This window comes from Streptomyces caniscabiei (genome assembly GCF_014930365.1).
Taxonomy (GTDB): Bacteria; Actinomycetota; Actinomycetes; order Streptomycetales; family Streptomycetaceae; genus Streptomyces; species Streptomyces caniscabiei.
Genome location: NZ_JABXWI010000015.1, coordinates 49,602 through 65,270, shown reverse-complemented (window position 1 = coordinate 65,270; position 15,669 = coordinate 49,602). Strand labels below are relative to the sequence as shown.

Here is a 15,669-nt window from a genome sequence, read left to right as displayed (position 1 = left end):
TGGTGCGCGGTCTTGAAAACCGTCGTGGCGCGAGTCACCGTGGGTTCAAATCCCACACCCACCGCAGGTGAACGGTCCCTGCCCAGGCATCTCGGTCAGGGACCGTTCTCGTGCGCGCTGTCCGCCAGAGACCGTGGCTCCCCGCTGCTTCCTGACCGAACGGGCACGGGAGGGGCACGTCGACTGGCGATCTCCAGATGGCGAGCAGCCCGGCCGTTACCGCAGAGAAGACCTGCGGCTTTCTCCAGTCCGGTCCCGAGCGCCACACGTTCACGTACACAGCCGCAGAGAGAAGTTGAACATGTTCAATAATGCTGCCAAGATGACGAGCACGTGCTCGACGATGGGTCGAACCCGGGTCGTACGTGCGTCCTGTCGAAGGTGTTGGGGTGGCGTGAGTTGCGTTCCTATCGGGTAGTCCTGGTCCTCGTTCCCGTCGCGTTCGCCCTCGTCGCATGCGGCAGGTTCGCCTTCCCGCCAGTCCCTGACGGCAAGCCGGCCGAGGTACCCCGATCGCAGACAGCGACCATGTGGGACGACGGGGCGGGCGGCAGACTAGAGCTGAAGCCGGATGGAACGTTCACTGCCGATGGCGTCTGCGGTGACTACGACATCTCTGCCTACGGGCCGGAGAACGAACCCCGGTCGGGATCGGGTACCTGGGACGAGGATGAGCGGGAGGGGCAGAGCAGCGTCACGGTGTCGTTCGAAGTCGATCGCGTGACCTCCACCTACGAGGCCCTGCGGGACGGCAAGACTTTGAAGCTCTGGACATATGTGGGGGACCCCGACGAGGGCCATTCGCTCTGCATCCTCACCCTGCGGTAGGGCTGAACCGTCCCCTGACCGGCCAACTTGGTCAGCCTGCTAGCACTCGACAGCAATCCACCACTTACCTCAAGCTCCCGTCTGCCGTCGACCCACACACCGTGGAGCGGGGGTGGTTCAGGGCGTCAAGGTGGAGCGCGCAACTGTACGAACGACCTTGACGCCCTGGGCCGCGACTGCTCGACTCTGCCTGGGTCGATGGCGGACGGGATGGGAGCTCCCCGCGCACGCCACACTCGGCCAGCACTCGCGAACGGCGCCCCTGCCATCTCGGAGCCCGAGCGCCCCCGCCGGAGGCTTGTTCTTCCACGGGTACTCCGTGTCCAGGTCTCTACTAATAGACCGTTGCTCGCTGCGGCCCCAGGGGTAGGCCCAACTGGGCGTCCCCGAGTCAGGAGTCGGCGTCCGCACTGAGCTCGCCTGTGTGGGCCTCGGCCGACGACTGTCGCCTGGCGTACTCCCGGGCTGCCTTGTATGGGGAGCCCATCCTGCGTCGGCCGGTACGCGGGTCCAGCAGGAACGGATCCCGAAGCAGCTCCTCATCCGGCTGCGGCGGCTCCTGCCAGCCTGTAGGCGTGAAGACGATCGTGTACTCCTCCAGCCCTTCGTGGAGGACCTCGTGCCTGCCCAGGCTTTCCACGAACCGCTGATCGGCGTCCTCCCGGCCCTTGGCATACACCCGCACCAGGTGGGTGCGTGAGGTGGGCAGATCCAGATGGACGGGCGGCTTGGACTGCCCGGTGGTGCACCCCCACAGCTCCATCCGCCCGCCGTACAGCGGCCGGTACTCCACCGTGTCCAGCAGCGCCCACCCCTCGCCGAGCTCCGGCAGGTCCTCTTCCGACTCAGTGCCGATCAGCGTCACCAGCGCGTTGTGGGACTGTACGCAGCTGACCACCGTCACCTGCCCGGGGGTGAGCAGCACAGGCCGGCCACTGGCGAAGTCGGGCTCCCCATCCAGCCGCTCGAAACCACCCTCCACTCGCTCGGTGACGTAGAAGTGGCCGTAATCGATGTCCATGATCGTGTCCCGCCGTTCCACGGTCCCTCCTCACCGCCGAAGAAGCGCCACTGCGTGGCGTCCACCGTCAAGCATCACCTGGGACCGAAACGTCGCGCATCAACTGGGACCAGACAGGGATGAGGCGCTTGCCATCGTGGCTCCGTACGTGCGGGCTGTTGCCGTCTGGGGCGTCCGGAAGCCGGATCGCGAAGACCTCAGACATGCACTCGGTGACCTCGTCGGGCGTGAGCCACGTGACCGCCGTCGACTCGTCGGATGTGCGCTCGGTGCCGCCTGAGGGCTTACAGCGGAAGACCAGGGCCACGATGCCTCTCGTCACGTTCTTGTAGACCCCAGTGAGTGAGTACCTCCATGTGAATCCCCGTCTCCTCCAGGACCTCGCGGGCTTGACCCGCTGTACGCGCCCTACGTGCTCATCCTGGTCCTGGGCTTCCGGCGCGGCGAAGTGCTCGGCCTCACCTGGGAGAACGTCAATCTGGATGCCGGTGAGACCACCGTGCAGATGCAGCTACAGCGCATCAACCGGCGCTTGGTGCACGACGAGACCAAGACCGAGGCGTCCACGGCCATGCTCCCGCTTCCGGAGATCTGCATCGCGGCTCTCCAGCGCAGGCAGAAGGAACGGGAGTTGGCCAAACAAGCGGCTGGCGATCTGTGGTCCGACTCCGACTTCGTGTTCACGACCCGCTACGGGACACCGGTCGAACCCCGCAACTTCAACCGCCGGTTCGTCGACCGCTCGACCCGCGCCGGCACCCGTCAGATCCGTCTGCACGACACCCGGCACACGTGCGGCTCGCTCCTCGCCGCCCTCGATGTGCACCCCCGCGTCGCGATGCAGATCCTTCGGCACAGCAAGATCGCGGTCACTATGGAGGTCTACACACACGTCCCGTCGGAAGCCACCCGCCGGGCACTGCGCAAGCTGGGCAAGCACCTCGGGAAGCAAGATCCGGAGTAGTTGCTGTACTTCGCTGCTGTACGGCATGTCAAAGCCCCGGTCAGGAGAACCCGACCGGGGCTTTGAGCTGCGTGGACCTGTGGGGATTTGAACCCCAGACCCCCTCGATGCGAACGAGGTGCGCTACCAGACTGCGCCACAGGCCCTTGCAACGAGTGAAACTCTAGCACCCCGATCGCGATGCTCGGAAATCCGTATCCGCGAGGCCGCCGGGCGCCCTGCGACCGACCTCCTGGCTGGTCAGTGGAGTGGGAGGTCCGAGGCCGCGCACGTCACTCGTTGGCCGCGCGCGGCCGGTCGCCGTCCTCGAACTGGTCGAAGAGCGGCGTACGCCCCCGCTCCCGGGAGCGGCGCGCGGACGCGGCCCGGCGTGCGTCGGACCGGCCGCCGTCGGGTGCGTCGGCGGCCTCTGCCGGACCGGTGCCGTCCGCACCCTCCTCACCCCCGCACTCCCCCTCCGGCGCGCGCCCGGAGGCGCTGGGGGCGTTCGCGGGGGCGCCCGACGCGCCGTGCGGGTCGGCCGCGCTGGAGCGCGCGGAGCTCCACGCGTCCGGGGCGCCGAGGTCGACCCCGGACGTGGCCCGGGGCGCGACCGGCGCGGTGACGTACGTCGGGAGCGGCACCGGGACGGGGTCCCAGCTGTCGCCCTGGGCGGGCCGCCGCTGGCGCTCACGCTGCTGGTCGACCCACTCGGCGTGGTCGGTCTGCTCGACGAGGGCCCGCCGGTCGGCCGCGAGCGCGGTCAGGTCCGCCCGGGTCTCCTCGGTCTCGGGTCCGTCCTCCGGCTCGTCGGTGTCCACCGGGTCCGGCGCGGGACGCCGCCGCTGGGGCTGCCGTTCGCGCAGTCGCTGGGCCGCAGCCTCGGCCTGCTGCCGGTCCATGGTGTACGCGAACCGCTTCCGCTCCTGGCGGCGCAGATGCGCGATGTAGGTGCTCAGCAGCACCGCCGGGACGGCCGGCGCCCACAGCAGGGCCAGTCCGCCGACCGCCGCGACGACCGCGCCGAGCGTGAAGGCGAGGAAGAGCATCACGGTCGTACGCCGCCGACGCGCGAGCACCTTCGAGCGCTGGGCCCGCGCCTTGGCCTCCGCCGAGTCGCCCCGGCGTGCGCCCGCCGTCTGCCGGCCCGCGCGCTTGGCCCGCGCGGGAGCGGGCACGGGGGCCGCCCCCTGCTTGGCCACCCCCTGTTTGGCCGCCGACGCGCCGCCCTGCTGGGGCACCGGCTTCGCCTGCGCCGGTGCGGGCGCCTGCGTCGCGGGTTTGCCCGGTTGCTGTGGCTGCTGGCCCTGCTGCGGTGACTCACCTCGCTCCACCGGCAGTTGTGCCTTCGTGTGCTCCCGGTGCGGGGGCACGGCGAAGGCCCGGACGTCCACCGAGTCGGTGACGCCGTCCGGTTGGGCGCTGGGCTCCCCCTCTTCGGTGGAGCGCGCCCGCAGGTCCCTGGCGTATCGGCGCTCCATCCCCGCCCGGCCGGAAAGCAGCCGGATGGCGGTGCTGAAGCGTTCCGTCGGACGGGCTTCGTTCAGCTCGTCCTGCCTACGGAGCCACATCGGCACCAAGTAGGCGGCCCAGGCCCCGACGATGACTGCGTAGATGAGGCCGCTGCTGCTCACGCCTCACACGGTAGAGGGGTTTGCGTGAGGCCATCCGCCAATTGAGCCGGTGTGTCGCACGATCCGGCTGATATTTCGAGCTTTTTTTGTGACCGATCCGATCAGCGGGCCGCCGAGAGCGCGAAATTAACGTGCCGAGAACGCACCGACTCGTTCAACCCGGTCGTTCGCCCGGGCGTCGGCCGTACATCCGTGCAATTTTTTTCGAACACGTATTTCATTTATTGCGGGTGACCGGGCTTACCGGCGTCGGAGCCCGCGTTGCGCGCGTGCCGCGCCCGTTCCCGCTGCCAGCGGCCGAGCAGCCCCTCGGGCACCTCTTCGGCGGTGAGCGCGAAGACGAGATGGTCGCGCCAGGCGCCGTCGATGTGAAGATATCGTGGACGCAGGCCTTCCTCGCGGAATCCGAGTTTCTCCACGACCCGCCGGCTGGGCCGATTCTCGGGGCGAATACAGACCTCGATGCGGTGCAGTCCGACGGTCCGGAAGCAGTGGTCGACGACGAGCGCGACGGCCGTCGGCATCACACCCCGCCCGGCCACCGACTCGTCGACCCAGTAGCCGACATGGCCGGAGCACATGGAGCCCCAGGTGATCCCGGCGACCGTCAACTGCCCGACCAGCCGCCCCTGGTACTCGATGACGAACGGCAGCATCCGGCCCGCGTTCGCCTCCGCCCGCAGATGGCGGACCATCTGACGGTACGTCGGCCGGTGCGCGATGGGCCCGCTCGGCGTGGGCGGCGGAATGGTCGCCTCCCAGGGCCGCAGCCAGTCCCGGTTGCGCCGGTTGACCTCGCGCCAGGCCCGCTGGTCGCGCATCCTTATGGGCCGGAGGACGACCTCGCCGTCCACCAGCACCACGGGCCAGGATGGGCTGTTCAGCTCGCACCCCCACGGGGTCTGGAGGGGTCCTCCCCGGCCGGGGGGCCGCCGGGGGCCGGCCTCTGGTGGTCCCCGCCGCGGATCTGGTCCACCGCGTGGGTCAGCAGGGGTCCCAGGACGGCCAGGCCGTCCCGTACGCCGCCGGTCGAGCCCGGCAGGTTGACGATCAGCGTGCCGCGCGCGACGCCGGCGAGACCTCGGGAGAGCGCGGCCGTGGGGACCTTGTCCCGGCCGTACGCCCTGATCGCCTCGGGGATGCCGGGCACCTCGTGGTCGAGGACCGCGCGGGTCGCCTCGGGCGTGCGGTCGGTGGGCGAGATGCCGGTGCCGCCGGTCGTCACGATCACGTCGTACCCGGCGTCCACGCCCGCCCGCAGCGCGGCCTCCACGGGGTCGCCGTCCGGCACGACCTGCGGGCCGTCGACGGCGAAGCCGAGCGCCCGGAGCCCCTCCGCGATCAGGGGTCCGCCGCGGTCCTCGTAGACGCCGGCGGAGGCACGGTTGGAGGCGGTCACGACCAGGGCGGCGTACGGCGCGGTGAGGGCGCCCCCGGGCGGCGGTTGCGCCGGGGCCGTCATGCCCGGCTCCAGTCGCCCGACTTGCCGCCCGTCTTCTCCTCGACGCGGACGTCTGTGATGACCGCGCCCTTGTCGACCGCCTTCACCATGTCGATCACGGTGAGCGCGGCGACGGAGACCGCCGTGAGGGCTTCCATCTCGACGCCCGTGCGGTCGGTGGTCTTCACGCTCGCGCGGATCTCGACGGCGTCGTCCGCGACCGCGAGGTCGACCTTGACGCCCGAGACCGCCAGCGGGTGGCAGAGCGGGATCAGGTCGGGGGTGCGTTTGGCGCCCATGATCCCGGCGATGCGCGCGGTGGCGAGGGCGTCACCCTTGGGCACCCCCTCGCCGCGCAGCAGTTCCACCACCGCCGGCGAGACCAGGACCCGGCCGCTGGCGCGGGCGGTGCGCGCGGTCACGTCCTTCCCGGAGACGTCGACCATGCGAGCGGCGCCCGCCTCGTCGATGTGGGTCAGTCGGTCCTGCGGCGTACTCATGGTGGTGTGGCGCTCCCGGTCGGGGCCCGTCGCGGTGCGGCGCGCGGCGTGTTGTGCGCGACACGGTACGCCACCCTCGACGGTTCAGCCGAGCAGGACGACCTCGACCTCCGTACCGGGCTCGACCGACTCGGTGTCCTCGGGGATCACGATGAGCGCGTCGGCGTGCGCGAGGGCGGCGACGAGGTGCGATCCGGCGCCTCCCACGGGGGTGACCTCGCCGTCGGAGTACGTCCCGCGCAGGTACTGCCGGCGGCCTGCGGGCGAGGTCAGCGCCTTGGGGGTCCGCAGGGTCGCCGTGGTCGTCGGCCGGTGGACGTCGTCGAGGCCCATCAGGGTGCGGATGGCGGGGCGGACGAAGAGTTCGAAGGAGACGTACGACGACACCGGGTTGCCGGGGAGGGCGAGCAGCGGGGTGTGGTCGGGGCCGATGGTGCCGAAGCCCTGGGGCTTGCCGGGCTGCATGGCGAGCTTGCGGAAGTCGATGCCGGCGCCCTCCTCGTCCTCGTCGCCGACGGACTCCAGGGCCTCCTTGACGACGTCGTAGGCGCCGACGCTGACGCCGCCGGTGGTGACCACCAGGTCGGCGCGGACGAGCTGGTCCTCGATGGTGGAGCGGAGGGTCTCGGCGTCGTCGGCGACGGCGCCGACGCGGTAGGCGATGGCGCCCGCGTCCCGGGCGGCGGCGGTGAGGGCGAAGCTGTTGGAGTCGTAGATCTGGCCGGTGGCCAGGGTGTCGCCGGGCGGGATCAGTTCGCTGCCGGTGGAGAGCACCACCACGCGCGGGCGCGGGTGTACGCGTACGGAGGCGCGGCCGATGGCGGCGAGCAGGCCGAGCTGGGGCGGGCCGAGGAGGGTGCCGGCCGCCAGCGCGCGTTCACCGGCCTTGACGTCGCTGCCCTCCGCGCGCACGTGCGCGCGTGCCTCGGCGGCGCGGTGCACGGCGACCTGGCCGGTGGCGCCCTCGGGGCTCGCGCTGCGGGCGCGCATCCCGGAGACGGGTCCCTCGCCGAGGCCGCCGTCGGTCCACTCCACCGGGACGACGGCCTCCGCGCCGGGCGGCAGGGGGGCGCCGGTCATGATGCGGGCGGCCTCCCCCGGGCCCACCTGCGGCTGTTCGCTCTGGCCCGCCGCGACGTCGCCGATCACCGTGAGCACGGCGGGGAACTCCTCGCTGGCGCCCGCCACGTCCGCGACCCGCACCGCGTACCCGTCCATGGAGCTGTTGTCGAACGGCGGCAGTGACACCGGGACCGTGACGTCCTCGACCAGCACGCAGCCCTGGGCGTCGAGGAGTTGCAGCTCGATGGGTTCCAGGGGGCGCACGGTGGCGAGGATGTCCTCCAGGTGCTCGGTCACCGACCAGAGGTGGTCCCGGCCGGTGGTGCGGGTCGCGGCGGTGCTCACTGTGGCTGCATCTCCTCGGCTACGTAACTGCGAAGCCAGGTCCGGAAGTCCGGGCCCAGGTCTTCACGTTCGCACGCGAGTCTGACAATGGCACGCAGGTAGTCGCCACGGTCTCCGGTGTCATAGCGGCGGCCCTTGAAGACGACGCCGTGCACGGGGCCGCCGACCTTCTCGTCCGCGGCGAGCTGCTGGAGGGCGTCGGTGAGCTGGATCTCGCCGCCGCGGCCCGGCTCGGTCTGCCGCAGGACGTCGAAGATCTGCGGGGCGAGGACGTAGCGGCCGATGATCGCGTAGTTCGACGGGGCGTCGGCCGGCTCCGGCTTCTCGACCATGCCCGTGATCTTGACGACGTCGCCGTCCTCGGTGGCCTCCACGGCCGCGCAGCCGTAGAGGTGGATCTGCTCCGGCGCGACCTCCATGAGGGCGATGACGCTGCCGCCGCTCCGCTCCTGGACCTCGACCATGCGCCGCAGGAGCGGGTCGCGGGGGTCGATCAGGTCGTCGCCGAGGAGGACCGCGAAGGGTTCGTCGCCCACGTGCGGGGCGGCGCACAGCACGGCGTGGCCGAGGCCCTTGGGGTCGCCCTGGCGGACGTAGTGGATGGTCGCGAGGTCGCTGGACTCCTGGACCTTGGCGAGCCGGTGGCCGTCGCCCTTTCTCTGGAGGGCGGACTCCAGCTCGTGGTTGCGGTCGAAGTGGTCCTCGAGGGGGCGCTTGTTGCGGCCGGTGATCATCAGGACATCGTCCAGGCCCGCTGCCGCGGCCTCCTCCACCACGTACTGGATCGCCGGCTTGTCCACGACCGGGAGCATCTCCTTGGGAGTCGCTTTGGTCGCCGGCAGGAACCGGGTTCCCAGACCCGCCGCGGGAATGACAGCCTTGCTGATCCTGGGGTTCGCCTCACTCATGCGCCGAACCATATCCGGTGCCTTTGTGGGGAATCTGTGGCTCCGATGAATTCGTTCTCATATGAGCCGATTACGAATAATAATGGAGCCACCTGTGAGCCGGATGGGACCTGAACCGGAGCTTTCCAAGCGAATGTTGCGACGAGAGCTCCTCCTGGTGAGGAGCGGGTTGACACCGGATGACGTCCGGAAAACGACGGGCGCCCTTGCGGACCGGGCTCTCGATCTGCCCGAACTGGCACACGCGCGCACGGTCGCGGCGTACGTGTCCGTGGGGAGTGAACCGGGCACCCTCGCGCTCCTCGACGCACTCCGCGCGCGGGGCGTGCGCGTCCTGCTCCCGGTGCTGCTGCCCGACAACGACCTCGACTGGGGCGTCTACGAGGGAGAGGCCTCCCTCGCGCGCGTGCGGCACGGCGGCCGTATGGAACTCCTCGAACCCGCCGGCGAGCGGCTCGGCCCGGACGCCGTGACCACCGCCGACGCCGTCCTGCTGCCGGGCCTGGCGGTCGACGCGCGCGGGATGCGCCTCGGCCGGGGCGGCGGCTCCTACGACCGCGTCCTGGCCCGCCTGGCCCGCGCGGGCGCCGATCCGGCGCTGGTGGTGCTCCTGTACGACACGGAGGTGCTGGACCGCGTCCCGGAGGAGGAGCACGACCGCCCGGTGCACGCGGTGGTGACGCCGTCGGGGGCACGACGGTTCCGGTGATCCGGACACGGAAAGCGGCCTCCACGCGTGCGTGGAGGCCGCTTTCCGTGTTCAGCCGGGCGTCACGGTTTGAGCAGCAGCGTGTCGCTCGTGCCGTCCTGGACCGCCTTGTCCGAGAACGACCACGTCAGCAGTTCGCCCTTGACCCACTTGTCGGTCTGGTCGGTGTAGTGCGCGTTGTACGCGTGCCCGGAGGCGCCGGTGAGGTTGATCCACTTGGACTTGTCGAGGTCCCCGAGGTTCACCACCATCCGCATCGACGGCACCCAGACGACCTCGTAGCCGCCCGCCGCGTTCCAGCCGGTGGCGTTGACGGTGGCCTCGCCGCCGCCGAGCTTCCAGGGGCCGCGGTTGAGCATGTACTGGAGGAAACCGGGGCCCGCGGTGCCGAGGGTCTGGTTCTTCAGGAACAGCCGGTGCAGCCGGCCCCAGCTCCAGCTGTCGATGTCCTTGCCCAGCTTGGCGGTCAGCTCCCAACGGGCGTCCCGCATGGCCCGCTTGAACAGCTCGTCGCGGGTGTCGGCGGCCTTCAGGTTGCGCGTCTTGGGCGTGGACCACCAGGCGTTGTCCTGGTCGTCGACGAGTCGGCGGACCACCTCGAACCAGCGGTCGCCACCGTCGGGTTGCGCCTGGTCCGCGTCGCGCCTGCCGCACTCGCGCACCTGCTGGTCCTCGTCGGCGGGCCCAGTGGAGTCGACCGGCTCGACCGACAGGCACTGTCCCTCGACGCGCAGTTCCTTGGGCAGCTTGTCGCCGAAGGCGAGCTTGAGGATGTTGCGCCAGACCGAGTTGAAGTACGCGGCGGCCGCCGAGTCGGCGTCCTGGGTGTAGTCCCAGCCCTCCAGGAGCTTCTGCGCCTCGCGGACGTGCTTGTCACCGACGTCGATCTTGAGCAGCAGCGGCACCAGCAGCTTGGCGATCTCGCTGCTGTTGTCCATCTGCATCTGCCGCATGTCGTCGGTGGAGATCTTGCCGCCCCCCTTGATCTTGGACTCGATCAGGCTGGTGATCCGCTGCGCGCGGGTGCCGTAGCCCCAGTCCGTGGTGAGCGTGAAGGGGTACTTCTTGTCGACGACGGCCTGGTTCGCGGTGACGATGTAGCCGCGCTCCGGGTCGTACTCGTAGGGCAGTTCGTCCTCGTCGATGTAGCCGGTCCAGCGGTACCGGGGGTCCCAGCCGGGGGCGGGCAGCGAGCCGTCGCCCTTGCCGCGGGTGGGGATCTTCCCGGGCAGCTGGTAGCCGATGTGGCCCTCGGTGTCGGCGTAGATCAGGTTCTGCGAGGGGACGTCGAACAGGGCGGCGGCCTCACGGAAGTCGTCCCAGCCCTTGGCCCGGTTCATGGCGAAGACGGCGTCCATGGAGGTGCCGGGGTCGAGCGCGGTCCAGCGCAGGGCGATGCCGTAGCCGTCGCCGCGGTCGGGGGCGTCCTGGTCGACCGTGGCCTTCTTGCCGACCTGGACGAGTTCGTCATAGCGGTCGGAGAGCAGGGGACCGTTGTTGGTGGTGCGGACGACGATCGTCTTGGACGCGCCGCCGGCGACCTCGATGGTCTCCTCGCGGGTGTCGAACGGCAGGACCTTGGAGCCGTACTGGTAGCCGTCGCCGGTGAGCTTCTCCAGGTAGAGGTCGGTGACGTCGACGCCGGAGTTGGTCATGCCCCAGGCGATGTCGGCGTTGTGGCCGATGACCACGCCGGGCATGCCGGAGAAGGTGTAGCCGGAGACGTCGTACTGGCACTTCGCGGAGACGGACTTGCAGTGCAGGCCCATCTGGTACCAGACCGAGGGCAGCGACGCCGTCAGGTGCGGGTCGTTGGCGAGCAGCGGCTTGCCGGTGATGGTGTGGTCGCCGGAGACGACCCAGGAGTTGGAGCCGATGCCGTTGCCGTTCACACCGACGGCCTCGGGCAGGCCCTCCAGGACGTTGTAGAGGCCGTCCAGCTGCGTCTGGAGGGCTCCGGAGTCGGAGGACGTGCCGGCGGCGGCCGTGCCGGTGCCTCCGGTGCCCGTCCCCGTGCCCCCGGTGCCCTGTGTGGAGCCGCCGGTGCCCTGCGACGTCCCCGACCCGTCCGACCAGGTCTTCGTCAGTTCGTCGTACTGGCCTTCCCGCACGATCGTCCCGTTGCGGCTGTACGGGTACTGCGGGTACAGGTCGGCGATCTGCTTGGGGCCGAGGCGGCTGGTCATCAGGGCGCGGTCGATCTCGTCCTGCATGTTGCCGCGCAGGTCCCACGCCATCGCCTTCAGCCAGGCGACCGAGTCGACCGGGGTCCACTCCTCGGGCGTGTAGTCGTTGGTGAAGCCGAGGGCCGCGTACTCGACGGAGATCTCGTCGCCGTCCTTGCCGGCCAGGTAGGCGTTGACCCCCTTGGCGTAGGCGTCGAGGTACTTCTTCGTCTCGGCCGAGAGGGTCTTCTCGTACTCCTCCTCGGCGATCCGGTGCCAGCCGAGGGTGCGCAGGAACTCGTCGTTGTCGACCTGGCTCTCGCCGAACATCTCCGAGAGGCGGCCGGCCGTCATGTGGCGGCGTACGTCCATCTCGTAGAACCGGTCCTGCGCCTGGACGTAGCCCTGCGCCATGAACAGGTCCTCGTCGGAGGAGGCGTAGATCTGCGGGATCCCGTAGCCGTCGCGCTTGACGTCGACCGGTCCCGACAGACCGTCCAGGGTTATCGAACCCTTGGTCTGCGGGAAGGAGGCGCGCACGGTGGAGACGGACCAGAACGCCCCGTAGCCGACGCCACCGATGATGGCCAGGACCAGGACGATCAGGAGAAGGCGGACTTTTCGCCCCTTCTTCCTGCCGGACTTGCCGGACTGCTGGCCGGAGGGGGTGGTGTCGGTGGGCATCGCTGTCCTTGCTGTCCTAACACGAGCGGCAGGTCGGGCTGTGCTTTGTACTGAACGCTGGAGCAACCATAGGCGCAGGGCCCGACACGACTTGACGCGGAGTCGGGAACTGGCGCGGACGACTGTTCGATCTTGCCCTCGTGAGCGTCAAGAAATCGTCAAGAGTTAGGTAAGGTAACGAAGTACTTGCACTGACGTAACCGCAATCGCACGGTTTCCGTGATCGGCTTCGCATGCCCACACGCGCGCGTGCCTCCATCCAGTGCTCGGCACCCCACACTCGGAACCACGTGCGGTTCGGCAAGAAAGGTACGGCCCGCTGACTGTCCACGATCTCAACCAGCTCCTGCTCGTCTGCTCGCTCGTCCTTCTCGTCGCGGTCGCCGCGGTCCGGATCTCGTCGCGCAGCGGGCTCCCCAGCCTGCTCGTGTACCTGGGCATAGGCATCGCCATGGGCCAGGACGGCATCGGCGACATCCACTTCGACAACGCCGAACTGACCCAGGTCATCGGCTACGCGGCCCTCGTCGTGATCCTGGCGGAGGGCGGCCTCGGCACGAAGTGGAAGGAGATCGAGCCGGCCCTGCCGGCCGCCAGCTCACTGGCGCTGGTCGGAGTCGCGGCGAGCGTCGGCGTCACGGCTGCGGGCGCGCACTATCTGATCGGGCTGGAGTGGCGGCAGGCGCTCATCATCGGCGCGGTCGTGTCCTCCACGGACGCGGCGGCCGTCTTCTCCGTACTGCGCAAGATCCCCCTCCCCGCGCGCGTGACGGGCACCCTGGAGGCCGAGTCCGGCTTCAACGACGCCCCGGTGGTCATCCTCGTCGCCTCGCTCTCCATGGCCGGACCGGTCGAACACTGGTACGTCCTGATCGGCGAGATAGTGCTGGAGCTGGCGATCGGCGCCGCCATCGGCCTCGCCGTCGGCTGGCTGGGGTCCTGGGCCCTCAGGCATGTGGCGCTGCCCGCCTCCGGCCTCTACCCGATCGCCGTCATGGCCATCGCCGTCGCCGCCTACGCCGCCGGCGCCCTCGCCCACGGCAGCGGCTTCCTCGCCGTCTACCTGGCCTCCATGGTCCTCGGCAACGCCAAGCTGCCGCACTGGCCCGCCACCCGGGGCTTCGCCGAGGGCGTCGGCTGGATCGCCCAGATCGGCATGTTCGTCCTGCTCGGACTGCTGGTCACCCCGCACGAGATGGGCGACGACATCTGGCCCGCGCTCGTCATCGGCCTGGTGCTGACCATGGTGGCTCGACCGCTGAGCGTGGTCGTCGCGCTGGTGCCGTTCCGGGTGCCGTGGCGCGAGCAGGCCCTGCTGTCGTGGGCCGGACTGCGCGGCGCGGTGCCCATCATCCTGGCGACGATCCCCATGGTGAGCGGCGTCGAGGGCAGCCGCCGGATCTTCAACATCGTCTTCGTGCTCGTCGTCGTCTACACCCTCGTCCAGGGACCGACGCTGCCCTGGCTGGCCCGCAAGCTGCGCCTCGGCGGCTCCGGGGACGAGGCGGCCGACCTCGGCATCGAGTCGGCGCCCCTGGAGCGGCTGCGCGGCCACCTGCTGTCCGTCGCCATCCCCGAGAAGTCCCGTATGCACGGCGTCGAGGTCAACGAGCTGCGGCTCCCCGCGGGCGCCGCCGTCACCCTCGTCGTCCGCGACGGCAAGTCCTTCGTCCCCCTGCCGACCACGGTCCTGCGGCGCGGCGACGAACTCCTCGTCGTCACCACCGACCCCGTCCGGGACCAGGCGGAGCGCCGCCTCAGGGCCGTCGGACAGGGCGGCAAGCTGGCCGACTGGCTGGGCACGGGCAACGGCGGAGGCGACGGCGGCGGATCCCGGCGTTAAGGGCACGTTTCGTCCTGTTCACACCCTCCGGAAGCGGGGGTGTGGCCGCCGATGGTGCTCACTTTCACAGGTGACCAGGGCTGATCCCCTGTACGATGAAGGTGCACTTGATCGGACCAACTCTGTCTGACGCAGAGCTGGCGCGACCGTATGGCGGCCGTCACGCCCCTCTCCCGGGCCCGGCATCTACCGCAGTGGCGCAAGAGGACAGCTCTCGGCGCCCCCGCACAGGCGCGCTACCAGGCGGCGGAAAGGCACGGCCGTGGCATCCACGGTCACCTCGCACACCTCGAACTCCTCCAAAGCGTCCCGTCCTGGCTACGGGCAGCTGCTGCGCACCCGGGGCGCGTGGACGTTCCTCCTGCCCGGCTTCGCGGCCCGTCAGCCGTTCGCGATGCTGACGCTCTCCATCGTGCTGCTCGTCCAGCACACCACCGGCTCGTACGGCGCGGCCGGCGCCGTGGCCGCCGTGACCGGCGTCGCCATGGCCCTGTTCGCGCCCTGGAGCGGCCGTCTCGCCGACCGGCGCGGCCAGCGGGCCGTCCTGATCCCGGGCGTCCTCGTCCACGGCGTCGCGGGACTCTCCCTGACGGCGCTCGCCCTGATGGACGCCCCCCTGTGGGCGCTCTTCGTCGCCGCCGTGCCCACCGGCGCGTCGGTGCCGCAGATCGGCCCCATGGTGCGGGCCCGCTGGGGCGTCAAGCTCCAGGACTCGCCCCTGACGAGCACCGCGGCCGCCTTCGAGTCGGTCACCGACGAGCTGACCTTCGTCCTCGGCCCGCTGCTCGCGACCGCGCTGTGCACCGCCGTGCACCCGGCCGCCGGCCTGCTCACCGAGGCCGCGCTCACCCTGATCGGCGGTCTGCTGTTCGCCGCGCAACGCGGCACCCAGCCCCGGGTCGTCCCGGCCGCCCACGCGCGCGTGGAGCGCGTTTCCGCCCTGTCCGTCCCCGGGGTGCGCGTCCTGATCGTCACCTTCCTGGGCATCGGGTCCGTCTTCGGCGGCATGCAGGTCTCCCTGGCCGCCTTCTCCGAGTCGATCGGCGAGCCCGGCCTGAACGGCGTCCTGTACGGCGTGTTCGCCGCCGGCAACATGCTCTCCGGCATCGTGTGCGGCGCGCTCGCCTGGAAGGCGGCTCCGCAGCGGCGCCTGGTGATCGGCTACACGGCTCTCGCGCTGGCCGCCTCCGCCCTGTGGACCGCCGACTCCGTGTTCGTCCTCGCCGCGCTCGGCCTGCTGGTCGGCATGTGCATCGCCCCCGCCCTGATCACCGGCTACACGCTGGTCGACTCCCTGGTCCCGTCCGGCGCCCGCACGGAGGCCTTCACCTGGCTGACCGGAGCGGTCGCGCTCGGCCAGGCGGCCGCCGTCACGGCCGCCGGTCAGCTGGAGGACCGGCTGTGGGCCGGCGCCGGATTCCTGGTGCCGGCGGCCGGTACGGCACTGGCGCTGGCGACGCTGTTGGCGCTGCGTACGAGGCTGGTGGGGAGCCCCCGCAGCCGTACCGTCGCGCGTGTCGTCGGTCACCGAGTGCCGGTGGCAGTGGACTGATCCCCGGGGAATAGGTCAGTATGGACTGTCGTTA

The 15,669-nt window shown here is 70.5% G+C and carries 13 protein-coding genes, 1 tRNA gene and 1 pseudogene; 5 read left to right on the top strand and 10 right to left on the bottom strand.

Going from position 1 to position 15,669, the window contains the following annotated elements; all coding sequences use genetic code 11:
* Window positions 1-333: 333 nt before the first annotated feature.
* Window positions 334-828, top strand: a complete 495-nt coding sequence (locus tag HW837_RS35225) for a hypothetical protein (protein WP_052682833.1) — start codon at window positions 334-336, stop codon at window positions 826-828.
* Window positions 829-1,219: 391 nt separating this feature from the next.
* Here HW837_RS35225 and HW837_RS35220 read toward each other — a convergent pair whose 3' ends face one another.
* Complete coding sequence (locus HW837_RS35220) at window positions 1,220-1,870, bottom strand: hypothetical protein (RefSeq protein WP_045556204.1); 651 nt, start codon at window positions 1,868-1,870, stop codon at window positions 1,220-1,222.
* 46 nt (window positions 1,871-1,916) lie between these two features.
* Window positions 1,917-2,247: pseudogene (locus tag HW837_RS49065) on the bottom strand (NUDIX hydrolase); the annotation flags it as partial.
* Between the two features lie 14 nt (window positions 2,248-2,261).
* On the opposite strand from HW837_RS49065, the gene HW837_RS35215 reads away from it, so the two are divergent.
* The gene (locus tag HW837_RS35215) at window positions 2,262-2,813 is read left to right on the top strand and encodes a site-specific integrase (RefSeq protein ID WP_237309738.1); all 552 of its coding nucleotides are present in this window, start codon (window positions 2,262-2,264) and stop codon (window positions 2,811-2,813) included.
* Between the two features lie 72 nt (window positions 2,814-2,885).
* On the opposite strand, the gene HW837_RS35210 is transcribed toward HW837_RS35215, so the two are convergent.
* From HW837_RS35210 to galU, 7 genes are all read right to left on the bottom strand, one after another.
* Window positions 2,886-2,959, bottom strand: a tRNA-Ala gene (locus HW837_RS35210).
* 126 nt (window positions 2,960-3,085) lie between these two features.
* Entirely contained in the window at window positions 3,086-4,426 is a 1,341-nt protein-coding gene (gene sepX, locus HW837_RS35205) for a divisome protein SepX/GlpR (protein WP_045556203.1), read from the bottom strand.
* 221 nt (window positions 4,427-4,647) lie between these two features.
* Window positions 4,648-5,286 (bottom strand): GNAT family N-acetyltransferase, encoded by a 639-nt coding sequence (locus HW837_RS35200; RefSeq protein WP_177262044.1) that lies wholly within the window; start codon window positions 5,284-5,286, stop codon window positions 4,648-4,650.
* 20 nt (window positions 5,287-5,306) lie between these two features.
* Window positions 5,307-5,888: a MogA/MoaB family molybdenum cofactor biosynthesis protein gene (locus tag HW837_RS35195; RefSeq protein ID WP_045556202.1), complete on the bottom strand. Its 582-nt coding sequence runs from the start codon at window positions 5,886-5,888 to the stop codon at window positions 5,307-5,309.
* Entirely contained in the window at window positions 5,885-6,367 is a 483-nt protein-coding gene (gene moaC, locus HW837_RS35190) for a cyclic pyranopterin monophosphate synthase MoaC (protein WP_045556201.1), read from the bottom strand. Before moaC ends, HW837_RS35195 begins: the two co-directional genes overlap by 4 nt.
* An 84-nt stretch (window positions 6,368-6,451) precedes the next feature.
* Window positions 6,452-7,774 carry a molybdotransferase-like divisome protein Glp gene (glp, locus tag HW837_RS35185; protein ID WP_045556200.1) on the bottom strand — a complete coding sequence of 441 codons (1,323 nt, stop codon included), beginning with the start codon at window positions 7,772-7,774 and terminating at the stop codon, window positions 6,452-6,454.
* A complete protein-coding gene (gene galU / locus HW837_RS35180) occupies window positions 7,771-8,682 on the bottom strand; it encodes a UTP--glucose-1-phosphate uridylyltransferase GalU (protein ID WP_045556199.1) in 912 nt (303 codons plus the stop codon). Before galU ends, glp begins: the two co-directional genes overlap by 4 nt.
* 133 nt (window positions 8,683-8,815) lie before the next feature.
* On the opposite strand from galU, the gene HW837_RS35175 reads away from it, so the two are divergent.
* Complete coding sequence (locus tag HW837_RS35175) at window positions 8,816-9,391, top strand: 5-formyltetrahydrofolate cyclo-ligase (RefSeq protein ID WP_045556198.1); 576 nt, start codon at window positions 8,816-8,818, stop codon at window positions 9,389-9,391.
* A 62-nt stretch (window positions 9,392-9,453) separates the two neighbouring features.
* Here HW837_RS35175 and HW837_RS35170 read toward each other — a convergent pair whose 3' ends face one another.
* On the bottom strand, window positions 9,454-12,240 hold the full coding sequence (locus HW837_RS35170) for a penicillin acylase family protein (protein WP_193380334.1): 2,787 nt from the start codon (window positions 12,238-12,240) through the stop codon (window positions 9,454-9,456).
* 262 nt (window positions 12,241-12,502) lie between these two features.
* Here HW837_RS35170 and HW837_RS35165 point away from each other — a divergent pair, with 262 nt between their 5' ends.
* Together HW837_RS35165 and HW837_RS35160 are read left to right on the top strand one after the other, a co-directional pair.
* Window positions 12,503-14,083: a potassium/proton antiporter gene (locus HW837_RS35165; protein WP_045556196.1), complete on the top strand. Its 1,581-nt coding sequence runs from the start codon at window positions 12,503-12,505 to the stop codon at window positions 14,081-14,083.
* Window positions 14,084-14,345: 262 nt separating this feature from the next.
* Window positions 14,346-15,635 (top strand): MFS transporter, encoded by a 1,290-nt coding sequence (locus HW837_RS35160; protein WP_193380335.1) that lies wholly within the window; start codon window positions 14,346-14,348, stop codon window positions 15,633-15,635.
* Window positions 15,636-15,669: the final 34 nt, after the last annotated feature.